Below are 13020 nucleotides of genomic sequence, written 5' to 3'. Positions count from 1 at the left end.
ATCGTACGACACGCGTCGCCGCCGGTTGTGCGGGACGCTGGGGGCATGACTGAGCCGCTCTGGACCGGACCCGCGGTCGCCCTGGTGAACCTGTTCGACGCCGACGCCGCGGTGGAGGCGAAAGCCACCGCCGAGCACGCCGCCCGCCTGGTCGCGGCCGGCATCCGTGCGGTGCTGGTGAACGGCAGCACCGGCGAGGCCGCCGCGCTGACCGACGACGAACGCGTGGAGCTGGTCGCCGCCGTCCGGGCCGCCTGCCCCGACGTGCCGGTCATCGCCGGCGCCTCGGGGGACTGGTGGCGGCAGGCCGCGACCCGGGTCGCCGGCGCGGTCGACGCGGGCGCGGACGCGGTGCTGGTCGCGCCGCCCCGGCTCGGCGGCGCCCTGCACGGCTACTTCGAGCGGGTGGTCGCCGCCGCCGGGGTGCCCGTGCTGGCCTATCACTACCCGGGGGTCGCGGGCGGGCCGGTGCCGGTGGGGGCGCTCGGGGAGCTGGGGCTCGCCGGGGTCAAGGACTCCAGCGGCGACCCGGCCCGGCTCGGCCACGAGCTCCAGCTCGGCGGGGACCTCGCCGTCTACACCGGGGCGTCCGCGCTGCTCGGCTACGCGAGCTGGCTGGGCGCGGCCGGTGCGATCGTGGCGGCGGCGAACCTCGTACCGCAGGAGTGCGTGGCCGCCTGGGAGCGCGACGCCGCCGCCCAGCACGCTGTGCTGCGCGCCGAGCGCGAGAGCAAGGCCCTGCCGGGCGGTCTGAAGGAGGCGGTGGCCCAGCGGTACGGCACCTCACCGGTACGCCGGCTGGGCTGAGCCCTACTTCTCCAGCTTGGTCGGGTCGAGCGTGGTCTCCTGGTGCAGGATGAACCGGTTCGTCGCGTACGTGATCGCCCACAGCACCACGCCGATGATCAGCAGCACCCCGGCCACCTGGTAGTCGGCGGCGGCCCGGCCGGAGAGCGGGCTGGCCAGGTACGCGCAGGCGACCGCGCCGATGACCGGGATGACCGTGGGCGCCTTGAAGTGCTGGTGCTCGACCCGGTCCTTGCGCAGCACCAGCACCGCGATGTTGACCACGGTGAAGACGCAGAGCAGCAGCAGCGCGGTGGTGCCGCCGAGCGCGGTCAGGTCGGCGAACCAGATCAGCCCGAAGGCGATCAGCGTGGTGAAGACGATGCCCACCCACGGCGTGCGCCGGGTCCGGTGCACCCGGCCCAGCACCTTGGGCAGCACCCGCTCGTTGGCCATGCCGTAGAGCAGCCGGCTGGCCATCAGCATGTTGATCAGCGCCGAGTTGGCCACCGCGAACATGGTGATGAACGCGAACACCCACAGCGGGAACCCGGGCGCGCCGGCCGACACCACCTTGAGCAGCGGCGCGTCGCCCTCGCTGAGGTCGGCCGGGGAGACCAGCGCGACCGCGGAGATCGCGACCAGCACGTAGATCAGCCCGGTGACGCACAGGCCGGTCAGCATCACCTTGGGGAAGATCCGCACCGGGTCCTTGGTCTCCTCGGCCATGTTCACCGAGTCCTCGAAGCCGACCATGGCGAAGAACGCCAGCGCGGTGGCCGCGGTCACCGAGAAGAACGCGCTCTCGTCCGGCGGCGAGTCGAACTGCACCAGCCGGGCCAGGTCACCCTCGCCGCCGCCGAGCGCCCACGCGCCGATGCCGATGACGATCAGCAGGCCGGTCAGCTCGACGCAGGTCAGCAGCACGTTGACCTTGACGCTCTCGCCGACGCCACGGAAGTTGACCAGCGCGATCAGCGTCATGAAGCCGACCGCCACCGCGGTCAGCCCCAGCCCCTCGCCCAGCGACAGGTCGAAGGCCTCGGCGAAGTTGCCGGCGAACGCCTTGGACGCGCTGGACGCCGAGGTCAGCCCCGAGCACATCACCGCGAAGGTGACCATGAAGGTGAGGAAGTGCAGGCCGAACGCCTTGTGCGTGTACAGCGCCGCGCCGGCCGCGCGCGGGTACTTCGTGACCAGCTCCAGATAGCTGAACGCGGTCAGCAGCGCCACCACGAACGCGACCAGGAACGGCAGCCAGACCGCGCCGCCCACCTCGGCGGCGACCTTGCCGGTGAGCGCGTACACCCCGGTGCCGAGGATGTCGCCGACCACGAACAGCAGCAGCAGCCCGGGGCCGATCACCCGGTTGAGCGCGGGCTGGTCGCGTGTCTCGGTGCTGTCCCGTGTTCCCGCGTCCGCCATAGCCGCGTACCTCCACATCGACATGCCTGGCCTCACGGTAAGCGATCAGGCGGGAACTCGCCGCTGCGGAGACTTGTTCCGGCGCGGCGGGCGGGCGAGGATCGACCCACGTGATCCCACCTGCCGGAGGACGACATGCACATCGTGCTGGCTGCCAAGCCCGACGCCGACCAGCCCTGGATCACCGACTCCGTGGCCCGGCTGGCCAGACAGACCGCCGCGACGGTCGTCGTGATCGCGGTCGACACGGTGGAGCTCGAACGCTTCTCGGCGGCGCCGCGCAGCGTGTTCGTCCAGGGCGCCCGGGAGGCCGTCGACACGGCGGTGGCCCGGCTGGCCGAGGCGGGTGTGGTGGCGGAAGGGGTGGTGCTCTCCGGCCGCCCGCTCCAGCGGATCATCGACTTCGCCGACGAACGGCAGACCGACGTGATCGTGGTGGGCGCCAGCACCCGGCCCGCGGTGGCGGAACGGCTGCTCGGCAGCGTCCCACTGCAGCTGATCGAGAAGGCGTCCCGCCCGGTCCTGGTGGTCACCCGGCCGTAGATCACGGGAGCTTCGGCGAGTAAGCGATCGGTCCGGTGAAAGTGAACGGAGGGCTGGATGGTCAGCGGTTCCGTCCGTAGGGATCCGGCTCGTGAGTTGCGCGCCGCCTTGGTCGAGGCGCTGGTCGAACTGCCGTTCATGCGGGGATTGCCGAACCGCCGGCTGTTCATCCAGCTGATCCGCCGCGACGGCACTCCGGTCGCCGACATTCAGGAGCGGCAGGAGCAGCGACTTCACGCGGTCGAGATCGTCATGGCGTGCCTCCATCCGCCGGCCGGGCTACGTGCTCTCGCCGGGGCGCTTTCGGTGATGGCACCGAACGAGCCCCAGGCGCTGCGGGTGCAGCATCTGGTGCAATCGGCACCTCTGCAGAGTCTCCTGAGCGACGCCGAGCTGGACCGGGGACGACGGCTGATCCGGCGCGTACTGACCCGGCTGCCGGAGGCGCGGCGTCGGAGCTCCGCGACAGCTCCTGACCTTCTGTCCGACTTCGACGAACTGCTGTCCCGCCCGCCGGACGACCACGGCATGCCGCCGGCGCTGGACCTGGCCACGAGGGTCGCCGACGAGACGGATGATCCGGAGTTGCGTACCTGGATCGCGTCGGTGGCGGAGCAAGTCGGTGTGGGCCGACCGCCTGGGCCCGGCGTGTCCACCACCGAGGCGCCTGCCGCCGAGGCCGTGATCCCGCCACCGGAGCCGTCGCCACCCCCTGGGCTCGATCCGCTGCCCCCACTCCTACCTCCCGAATGCCACGATCCGTCGCTGCATCCGGCGGATGGCGGCGCGCCGAACGCGTCGGAAACCGCTGCTGCAAAGCTGTCTCGGGAACACGACATCCGGCGTCCCGTCATCTGGGGTGACGTCCCTCCCCGGAACCCTCAATTCACGGGACGTGAGGATCTGCTGCACCTGCTGCGCGAGCAGCTCGTGACGAGCGGGCACGCGGCCGTTCTTCCCCGGGCGTTGCATGGCTTGGGCGGGGTCGGGAAGTCGCAGGTCGCGATCGAGTATGTGCACCGGTTCAAGGAGACCTACGATCTGATCTGGTGGATTCCGGCCGAGCATCCCGACCAGATCCTTGCCTCGCTCACCCGGCTCGCTCAACGCCTGAATCTGGACGTCGGCCTGGACGCGTCGAGTGCCGTCCCGGCCGTGCGGGAGGCCTTGAGCACCGGAGCCGGGCCATACCCCTCGTGGTTGCTCGTGTTCGACAACGCCGAGGCCGTACGCGATGTCCGGCACTACTTCCCGGCCGGAGCGGGTGGGCAGATTCTCGTGACGGCACGGAACCCCGAGTGGGCGCTGGTCGCGGCATCGCTGGAGATCGACGTCTTCTCTCGGGTGGAGAGCGTAGCTCTGCTCACGAGACGCACTCCCGATTTGCGCACCGAGGAAGCGGACCGACTGGCCGCGGCCCTCGGTGACCTGCCTCTCGCACTCGACCAGGCCGCCGCGTGGTGCGCGGCTACGGGCATGGCCGTGGACGAGTACCTTCGTCTTCTGGATCAACAGCGGCTGGAACTGTTCGACGACTACCCGCCGAACATCGAGACCTCGGTCGCTGCCGCCTGGAACGTGTCACTGGACCGCCTCGCAGACGTACACCCGGCCGCTCTGCATCTGCTCCAGGTTTGCGCGTTCTTCGCCCCTGAGCCGATCTCGTTGGCTCTGTTCGCCGGATCACCCACGGCGCCGATCACCGACCCACTCGACCACGCTCTCGACGACTCGATCAGGCTCGGCCGCGTCATCCGGGAGATCAAGCGTTACGCCCTGGCCCGCCTTGATCACCACCATCAGACCTTGCAGATGCATCGCATAGTGCAGGTCGTTCTGATCGGCCGGATGACGCCCGCGGAACGCGAGACCATGAGGGGCGGCGCACACACTCTGCTGGCCAACGGCGACCCGAAGAACCCGTCCGACGCCGCGATGTGGCCGCGTTACCAGGCGATGCTTCCCCACCTGCGAGTGTCCCGAGCTGTCGAGTCGGGTGATCGACGGGTTCAGGACCTCGTGCTGGGTACGGTCCAGTTCCTCTTCCACTGGGGCGATCATGCGGGATGCGAGGAACTCGCCGGCGAGGCTTACGCCGTTCGCTTGGCGCATCTCGGGGAGACCAGCCCGCGGACCCTTGAACTCGCGACGTGGTTGGGTTCGGTCAAGTGGACCATCGGCAAGTACGGTGAGGCCGCCGAACTCAACCGCCGATCGCTGGAGCACTACCGACACAACTTCGGTGAAGACGACGAGGGCACCCTTCGTGCGATGCACCTGGTGGCTGCCGATCTGCGCTCAGCCGGCGAGTTCTGGTCGGCTCGAGACATGGATCAGCACGCCCTGGCCACCTGCAACCGCTCGTTCGGGCCCGATGATCCCGCCACTTTGGCCGCCGCCCACGCGTTGGCCGCGGACCTCCGGCTGACTGGTGAATTCACCGTTGCAGCCGACCTCGACAACGACACCTACCGGCGGCGGGGCGACCTGTTCGGCGACAATGCCGAGGCCACCCTGAGCACCCGCAACAGCCTGGCGATCGACTACTGCGGAATTGGTCAGTACGATCGCGCTCGGCGCCTGGCGGAGGATGTCTACCAACGGCACGTCGACACGTTCGGGCCGGATGCTCCGGGGGCATTACGCGCGGCACGCACCCTGGCCGTCGCCCGGCGTTGTGGCGGCGATCACGACGCGGCCAGGCGCCTGGCCAAGGACACCGTCGAGCGGATCCAACGACGCTACGGAGACGAGTATCCCGAGGGCATGGCGGCGGCGCTCGCCCTCTCGGTGGAAATGCGTCTGCACGGTGAGCTCGACGATGCCCGTGAACTCAATGAACGAACGGTTGCGCGGTACCGGATCGTCTTCCATCCGACCCATCCGCACACGCTCTCCGCCCGGGTCAATCTGGCCGTCGTCCAGCGGCTGCAAGGTGACGTCGAACTTGCTCGCAGGAACGACGACGAAACACTGCGCGAGTTCGTACATAGGCTTGGTCCGGACCACCCGTCCACCCTGGCCTGTGCTGTCAACCTGGCCAGTGACGAGCTTCTCCTGGGCGACTGCCAGCATGCCTTCGAGCGCGACACCGACACCGTCGCCCGGTCCACCAGAGTCCTCGGCGCGACACATCCGTCCACCCTTGCCTGCAACCTCAACCTTGCCCTCGACCTGAGGCTCCTCGGCCGCGACCGTGAGGCTCAGGTGATCCACGACGACACGGTGCACCGATACCGCCAGTCCCTCGGACCCCAACATCCCGCCACCGTCAACGCCGAGCAGTACCTGCGCGCCGATTGTGAGATCGACCCCTTGCCCCTGTAGGGAAAGGCAGCAACCGAATGCCACGTCGCGTGCTCCTGCTCCTCACTACCGCCGGATGCACAGGTATCGGCATCGCCGTCCTGTATCTGCTGCAGCGGTACGGCGTTACGCGCACGGTGGTCACTCAGAACGGAACCGAGACCAGCACGGTCACCGAAAGCAACGCACTGGCGCTCGCGGTCGTGACCGGCCTGATCGCTCTGGCTTCCGCCGCGTTGACAGCGGCGCTCGGCCATTGGTACACCATTTCCGCGGAGCGTGACCGCCGATCGGCGGAGCTGTGGGCCGGCCGGAATGCCAGAATCCGCGAGCAGATCGCCGCAGTGGCATCCGAGATCGCGGGAATGCTGGAAGGCGTGCGCCCGATGGACGAAGCCAGCGCGGGTGCCGCGAGCCATCAACGGGCCACCTTGTGGAACCAGGCGACACTCGCCGTCAGGAAAGCCGCCAACGCGGCGGTGCCACACATCGGCGTTCTGGAGGACCCGGCGCTGCGCGACGCCGCACACGCCGTCTTCGCCACCTACGAAGACTGGTACACGCGAGCCGAAGAAACCCTCCGCGGCGGTGGCACTGAGCCAAACCGAGCGGCCAAGCAGGCGGCGCTGGACGCGTTCTTCAACCGCGCCCGCGTCGTGATCGCAGATGCCGAGACGCGCGACCGGCCCTGACACTCATTCAGCGGCCGAGTCGCAGGCGGACGATGCTCAGCACTACGCCACGACTGATCACTAGCCGACGGCCCGGATCCGGCTCCGCTACCTGACCGCCCAAGGCACCGAAGGCCGGTCGTATCGCGGGTCGGACCCGAGCACCGGGCGGCACCAGCCCCGCCTTTGGATCCTCTGGCTTTGCGGATGGGTCTTGGTGGTCCAGCCGACCCTCGACCGGCCGAGCCCGGTGTCTTCCGGCTCGACCCGCGCGTCGCCGGGTGCTTCCTTCTACCGATCACCGTCACGGCGAGTTCCGGCCGCGTGCTGGTGACCGCGGCTGATGGTGGAGCCCATGCTCGCTGTCCGGCCGATCAACCCGGCTGCGTCCGCTCGGGCCTGCAGCAAGGCCGGGATCCGCGCCCAGACACCGTCGCGCAGCCACCGATACAACGTCTATGACGGTCTGTCGTCGGGCAGGAACACATCTCCGGCCAGAAAGTGCAGGTTCGTCGCCGACCTCGACGGCCGCGTCGCCGACGTCGGCGAACCCGTCAACGGCGTTCGCCACGACGTGGCAACGTTCCTCGTCTCCGGCACCGCCGGACGGTGGGCCAGCCGTGGCAGGTGGGGTGCGGTGAAACCGGTTGGCTTGCCCGGGGGCCGGATCCGCGCCGATGTGGTGCACGGGCAGATCACCGCGGTGGGCTTGACCGGCGCTCGTTCGTGCCGACGAAGGTGGGCTCAATCGTGACTGGAAGGCCCCGGATTTCCCACCCGGAGAAGACTCAAAAATTGCCGTCCGGTTCGCTCGGGTCGCCAACAACCTGTCGAACACTGAGAATCTCCTCTTCAAGCCGGCCAGCTGCCTCGTCTTTGCCGAGAGCTCGAAGATCGGCTACCAAGAATCGGGCGGTATTGATAGTGTCTGGATGAGTTCGCCCCAGTACATTCCTTCTTAGTGAAAGTGTTTCCTCATCCAGCTTCTGAGCTTCTTCCCGGTTTCCCAGCGCGAAGAGGTCTCTCGCCAAATTGAACGCCGAAACCAGAGTCGCAGGGTGGTTTTCGCCGAGGACTTCCCGACATCTACGAAATGTGTTTTCATCCAACGCCCGCGCACCGATCAGGTCGCCCGCCGTCCTTCGCGCGTAAGCGAGGCTATTGGCAGACGCCAAGGTGTAGACATGATCGTCGCCCATTAGCTGTCGCATCCTTTTATAGACGTTCTCGTCTATTTTTCGCGCTTCCTCTATGGCTCCGAGCCGACGCAGGTCACGAGCCACGCCGTTGCTGATGCGAAGAGTGTCCGGATGGTCTTCGCCGAGGACTCGGCGCCTCCTCATCAATACGTCCTGGTCGATCTTCAGAGCAGCCGCATGCGCACCCGACCGCCTCAGATCGCCGCCGAGATTTCCGGCTGCGGCCAACGTTCGAACGTCATCGTCGCCATACACCGAGCGCAGCTCGCGCAGCACGGACTCCTGTAGTTCTCGGGCGCGCGTCGACATTCCGAGTTTAGCGTAGGACCGGGCAAGATGGTTGCCGACAACTATCGCATTCGGATCCATAGGACCATGGAGTCGCAGCCACGTCTCCCGCAGTTCTTCCGCCAAGATTCGTGCGGCATCAACGTCGCCCCGGCAGATCAGGTACCACACCATCCTTACGGTTGTTCCTCGGATCTCCTCGTTTGCACTCGAAGCCGGATCCTGGGCAAGAATGTGCGGGAAAAGGACTCCCCACTTGGACCAGCTCAACGGTGAGTCGGCGTCTTCAGGGGCCGCCTGTACGATGATGTCTTCTGCCAGAATTCGAGCGCCACTCACCAAAGCGTCTGCGCTGGCAATTAGAATTCCCCTGGTTAGCCTGTGCAGCTGCAGAAAATCATTGTCGATACGGGCGAGCCCAAGGCGTCTCGCTGTTTGAGCCGACCTTCGAAGGTTGAACATGTCTTTTGCGGTCGTCGCCAGGGGTTCAGGAAGATTGCCAGGGTACTCCGAGAAGACGCTGAACGGGATCCGTTCTGGTGCGAAATAAGAACAAAGCCCAAGCAATTGAGGTGAGGCAGCATCTTCTGCGCGTAGACGATCAACTGCGATGCGCACGGTGCCGACCAATGAACGTGGATAAGCCGCCGATTTTCCATGATCGAGTAACTGGGTCGGGCTGGCTGTCAACATCGTGCGGTATTCGCTTTCCGAAATTCCGGTCTCCGCCATAACGCCCGCAGCTTGAGCAAGCGCAAGCGGCAGGTCGCCCATTTCATGCGCCAGTCGACCTGCCGCTGCCGGGCTGAGATTTGGCAGCCTGGCGACCAGCAGTGCAACCGAGTCGAATCTATTGAATACATTGACGGAGAGTGGTGCGGCTACTTCTCGCCAGGATTCATTCCGGGAGGTGATCATGGTGTGCCCGCGACCTGACGGAAGCCAGGCGCGCAAAGATGCGGGGTCTTCGGCATTGTCGAAAATGACCAGCCATCGATCACTCGATCGAAAATGCGCGCGAACGATACGAACAGCGGAGGCCGTGTCGATATCACGACTTGCCAAACCTGCCTCCACCGCCAGATCCGCATACTGATCGCCGAGTATATCGGTACGCTCGGCAGCGAAGAACCAGACGATATCGTAGTAGTCGGAGTATCGATGGCAGTATTCTATGGCAAGCTGAGTCTTTCCAACGCCGCCCATCCCGTGTAGAGCCTGAACCACCACAGATTTGCTGCCCAGCAGGCGTCTGCGAAGGATCTGCAATAGCTGTTTCCGGCCAACGAAGTCAGGGTTTCGGGCAGCAACATTCCATGCGCGCGGAGGAATGCCTGCCGGTTCGGCTGCGGTGATGGCAACGCCCTGCCCTGCTGAAATATCTCGTACATCAATGCCGTCCGGGATCGCCAATCCCGTCGAGCTTTCGATCGACAGGATTTCAGTACCAATCGGCAAGACGGGCTGTGATGCTGGATTATCGGAAGTCTTCACCGGGCGAGCCCTACCCGTGGCCGCCCAAGAAAAACAGAAGCTTCCGATCAGGCCTGACACTAGGCCGCACAACGCAAGGGTGGTGTCCCGATCGATCTCTAGGATAATCTCAAAAATTGGCCAGGTCGCAGCGAAAGACACAATCACCGATGCGCAGGAGACTATATATCTTGACGATCTCCTCATGCTGCCTCCCCAAGCCTGAACCAATTGAAGCATAGATGCACAACAGGTGCATTGCGACTTTCTTGTCGTGATCGACATCGCGCAGATGTCACACGCGCTGATCGCAGTTGGGAGTGCATTTGCAGTCGAGCGGGGGAGGGGGCAGCGCACCGGAAGCGTCCAAGCCTCAGGCGCTGCCGACCATCGATGGGCCTTTTCCAGCTTGATCTTGCTGGTCAGGCCGTGTCGGCCGGGTCGGTGATCGATGAGGTCGAGGCTCCAGATGGGACAGCAAATCGACCAAACCTGATGCCCCGAGCGGGAGGCTCGCCGTGGCTGTCCTACCTGTCCACGATCTCGTTGTCCAGCCGGGCCTTGAACCACCTCGCCGACCGCCTCCGCGGTCACCGCCAGCAACGCAAATCCCGGTGGAGGCGGCTGAGCCCCGGCCGCCAGGCACTATTGGCCCTGGCCCATCTGCGCAACGGCGACACCTACACCCGCCTTGCTGCCGCTTCGAGATCGGCGTCGTCGCCGCCTGGCGCTACGTCCAGGAAGCAATCGCCCTGCTCAGGGCGACCGCTGACGACCTTGACGCCGCCATGCGACGCATCCGTCAACTGGCGTACGCGATCCTGGACGGCACCCTGATCCCGATCGACCGCGTCGCCGACCGGAGGCCGTACTACTCCGGAAAACACCAGCGGCACGGCGTGAACGTCCAGCGCCCCACGCCGAGATCCGCGCCCGCGGTGGGCGCGTGATCACCACCCTCAGACCTGGAAGGTCCTGGTCAAGCTGGGCTGCTGCCCACGCCGCGCCACCACGATCGTGCAGGCCATCCTCGTCCTGCACCACGTCCAGGCCGACCACTACGCAGGTCAAAAGGGCTCATTTGAGGATGATCGCGTTGCCTTCCGGGCACGCTTTGGTATATGACCCGCAGCTATCAAATGTCATGGATTTCTGGTCCAATTCTGGCCACCGACTTGAACTCCCGCACCAGCGCTTCGAATACTCCCGGCTACCGATTCACCTCTACGGAGCAACCTCTTTCAGGCCGCAGCGGGTTACGCGAACGACAGCGTCGTGCCGCGTGATGACCCAGGCCCGGGCGATCGTCACCCGCTGCTGCTGGTCGCCGGGCAATCTCCGGCGCCGGTTGCGGGCGTGGCGGCGAGCCCGGCTTCCCGAGCGCCTGCCGGACCTGGGCGCGTCCGGGCCGGTGGGCCGGCCAGGCCCGGCGGCAGGGGCCCACGTTCTGGTCAGCGTTCGGCGAGCCGATCGGGTCGACGGACCCGATCCTGGGTGCCGCCCCGGAAGTCGACGACGGCTGATGCCTGTGCAGGGTGACCGCGGTCATGTCAGGCGGGGTGCGAGGCGACGGGCGGGCGACCACCCGGATCGGCCATAGGGCTGACCCTGCGGAGCTCGCACGGGCGATGGGCGACAATGAGCGGACACGATCTGTTCAACCCTGGAAGGATTCGCCTTGGCCGGTGGACTCGTAGCCCTGCTGGATGACGTCGCGGTGCTGGCTCGCGCCGCTGCCGCGTCCGTCGACGACATCGGGGCGGCCGCCGCGAAGGCCGGCGCCAAGGCCGCCGGCGTGGTCATCGACGACGCTGCCGTCACCCCCCAGTATGTCCGGGACCTGGCCGCCGAGCGCGAGGTGCCGATCATCAAGCGCATCGCGGTGGGGTCGCTGCGCAACAAGTTCCTCATCATCCTGCCGGCGGTGCTGGTGCTCAGCCAGTTCGTGCCGTGGCTGCTCACCCCGATCCTCATGCTGGGCGGCGCCTACCTGTGTTACGAGGGCGCGGAGAAGGTCTGGGCCAAGCTCGCCCACCACGACGCGCACGGCGCCGGTGACGAGGCGGCCCTGGACGAGAAGACCCTGGTGTCCGGCGCGGTGCGGACCGACCTGATCCTCTCGGCGGAGATCATGGTGATCACCCTGAACGAGGTGATCAACGAGACGTTCTGGTCCCGGCTGGCGATCCTGGCAGTGGTCGCCCTGGTCATGACCGTCGTGGTGTACGGCGCCGTGGCCTTGATCGTGAAGATGGACGACGCCGGGCTGCGCCTGGCCCAGCTCTCCGGCGCGGTCGCGTCGTTCGGCCGGGGCCTGGTCAAGGCGATGCCGCTGGTGCTCACCGTGCTGACCGTGGTCGGCACCGCCGCGATGCTCTGGGTCGGCGGGCACATCCTGCTGGTCGGCACGGACGAGCTCGGCCTGCACTTCCTCTACGCTGCCGTGCACCACGTGGAGGAGGCGGCCCACGACGCCACGGGCGCGCTCGGCGGGCTGGTCGGCTGGCTCGTCAACACGGTGGCCAGTGCCATCCTCGGGCTGGTCGTCGGCGCCCTGGTCGTGGCGGTCATGACCCTGATCGCCCGCCGCCGCAAGGCCGGGAGTGTCACCGGCTGAACCAACCGGTCAGCGGGCCGGCCGGCCCGCTCCACGAACAGGGCCCTGCGCCTCGGGCCACCGCGCCGGCCGGTCGTCGCCGGCGGTGCCGCCCTGCGGAGCGGTTGACGGCTCGCGGCGGGGGTGGCCGAGTACCAGTTCACCCCGGGCGTGGCCGGCCCTGCTGCTGGCCCGGACCGGCGCGGACCGGCGCCAGAGCGCGCTGTCCAGCATGGAGGGCCGAGGCGGTGGAGGGCTGACCGGTCACCGGTCGCCGAGGTCGATCACGCCGGTCGGCGCCGCGGCGAGCGGCTCGGGGCATGGCGCCGGGAGGAGCAGCGCGACCACGCCGACGTTCACCAGCGCCGCGACGACACCGACGAGGAGCTGGACGCTCACTCCGGCCCCCGGTCGCAGGCCCGCCGCGGCCGGCGCAGCCGCGGTGGCGGCCAGCACAGCCGCGGTGGCCAGGCCGATCAGCCGGGCCGCCCCGGGTGCGCACCCCGAGGACAAGCGCGGCCGCCGCCGGGCACCACAGCGCGAGCACGGCGGCGGCGCCGAGCCGGACGGCCGGGACGGTCCCGTCGTCGGTCGCCACGTCGGGCAGCGGGGAGAGCCAGGTGGTCAGCACCCAGGCCAGGGCGAGCACCTGGCAGCCGATCGCGTCCAGGCCGAGCACGAGACCCGCCGCCAGCAACGGGGGGCTCAGCCTCGGCCGTCCGGGCTCCCCGTC

The 13020-nt window shown here is 67.5% G+C and carries 9 protein-coding genes and 1 pseudogene; 7 read left to right on the top strand and 3 right to left on the bottom strand.

The window, feature by feature from the left end; all coding sequences use genetic code 11:
* Nucleotides 1–45: 45 nt before the first annotated feature.
* Nucleotides 46–807: a dihydrodipicolinate synthase family protein gene (locus ACIBQZ_RS15135; RefSeq protein ID WP_396089194.1), complete on the top strand. Its 762-nt coding sequence runs from the start codon at nucleotides 46–48 to the stop codon at nucleotides 805–807.
* Nucleotides 808–810: 3 nt separating this feature from the next.
* Here ACIBQZ_RS15135 and ACIBQZ_RS15130 read toward each other — a convergent pair whose 3' ends face one another.
* The gene (locus ACIBQZ_RS15130; RefSeq protein WP_396089193.1) at nucleotides 811–2235 is read right to left on the bottom strand and encodes an APC family permease; all 1425 of its coding nucleotides are present in this window, start codon (nucleotides 2233–2235) and stop codon (nucleotides 811–813) included.
* 111 nt (nucleotides 2236–2346) lie between these two features.
* On the opposite strand from ACIBQZ_RS15130, the gene ACIBQZ_RS15125 reads away from it, so the two are divergent.
* The 4 genes from ACIBQZ_RS15125 to ACIBQZ_RS15110 all read left to right on the top strand — a co-directional run bounded on the left by ACIBQZ_RS15125 (nucleotide 2347) and on the right by ACIBQZ_RS15110 (nucleotide 7485).
* Nucleotides 2347–2754 (top strand): universal stress protein, encoded by a 408-nt coding sequence (locus ACIBQZ_RS15125; protein WP_396089192.1) that lies wholly within the window; start codon nucleotides 2347–2349, stop codon nucleotides 2752–2754.
* A 57-nt stretch (nucleotides 2755–2811) separates the two neighbouring features.
* Nucleotides 2812–6081, top strand: a complete 3270-nt coding sequence (gene fxsT / locus ACIBQZ_RS15120; RefSeq protein ID WP_396089191.1) for an FxSxx-COOH system tetratricopeptide repeat protein — start codon at nucleotides 2812–2814, stop codon at nucleotides 6079–6081.
* Nucleotides 6082–6110: 29 nt separating this feature from the next.
* The gene (locus ACIBQZ_RS15115; RefSeq protein WP_396089190.1) at nucleotides 6111–6752 is read left to right on the top strand and encodes a hypothetical protein; all 642 of its coding nucleotides are present in this window, start codon (nucleotides 6111–6113) and stop codon (nucleotides 6750–6752) included.
* 334 nt (nucleotides 6753–7086) lie between these two features.
* Complete coding sequence (locus tag ACIBQZ_RS15110; RefSeq protein WP_396089189.1) at nucleotides 7087–7485, top strand: hypothetical protein; 399 nt, start codon at nucleotides 7087–7089, stop codon at nucleotides 7483–7485.
* Between the two features lie 34 nt (nucleotides 7486–7519).
* On the opposite strand, the gene fxsT (ACIBQZ_RS15105) is transcribed toward ACIBQZ_RS15110, so the two are convergent.
* On the bottom strand, nucleotides 7520–9712 hold the full coding sequence (gene fxsT / locus ACIBQZ_RS15105) for an FxSxx-COOH system tetratricopeptide repeat protein (RefSeq protein ID WP_396089188.1): 2193 nt from the start codon (nucleotides 9710–9712) through the stop codon (nucleotides 7520–7522).
* A gap of 474 nt (nucleotides 9713–10186) precedes the next feature.
* Here fxsT (ACIBQZ_RS15105) and ACIBQZ_RS15100 point away from each other — a divergent pair.
* Nucleotides 10187–10816, top strand: a pseudogene (locus ACIBQZ_RS15100) (transposase family protein).
* A gap of 553 nt (nucleotides 10817–11369) precedes the next feature.
* Nucleotides 11370–12308 (top strand): DUF808 domain-containing protein, encoded by a 939-nt coding sequence (locus tag ACIBQZ_RS15095; protein ID WP_396089187.1) that lies wholly within the window; start codon nucleotides 11370–11372, stop codon nucleotides 12306–12308.
* A 243-nt stretch (nucleotides 12309–12551) separates the two neighbouring features.
* On the opposite strand, the gene ACIBQZ_RS15090 is transcribed toward ACIBQZ_RS15095, so the two are convergent.
* A complete protein-coding gene (locus tag ACIBQZ_RS15090) occupies nucleotides 12552–12800 on the bottom strand; it encodes a hypothetical protein (protein WP_396089186.1) in 249 nt (82 codons plus the stop codon).
* Nucleotides 12801–13020: the final 220 nt, after the last annotated feature.

It is taken from the genome of Actinoplanes sp. NPDC049599 (assembly GCF_044465625.1).
Classification (GTDB): Bacteria; Actinomycetota; Actinomycetes; order Mycobacteriales; family Micromonosporaceae; genus Actinoplanes.
The sequence above is the reverse complement of the archived record's forward strand: the minus strand, read 5'-3'. Positions and strand labels throughout refer to the sequence as shown.

Bases quoted from the DNA above. Each gene is read 5' to 3' on its own strand.
- ACIBQZ_RS15135 (WP_396089194.1), top strand. From the start codon at position 46: ATGACTGAGCCGCTCTGGACCGGACCCGCGGTCGCCCTGGTGAACCTG.
- ACIBQZ_RS15130 (WP_396089193.1), bottom strand. From the start codon at position 2,235: ATGTCGATGTGGAGGTACGCGGCTATGGCGGACGCGGGAACACGGGAC.
- ACIBQZ_RS15125 (WP_396089192.1), top strand. From the start codon at position 2,347: ATGCACATCGTGCTGGCTGCCAAGCCCGACGCCGACCAGCCCTGGATC.
- fxsT (WP_396089191.1), top strand. From the start codon at position 2,812: ATGGTCAGCGGTTCCGTCCGTAGGGATCCGGCTCGTGAGTTGCGCGCC.
- ACIBQZ_RS15110 (WP_396089189.1), top strand. From the start codon at position 7,087: ATGCTCGCTGTCCGGCCGATCAACCCGGCTGCGTCCGCTCGGGCCTGC.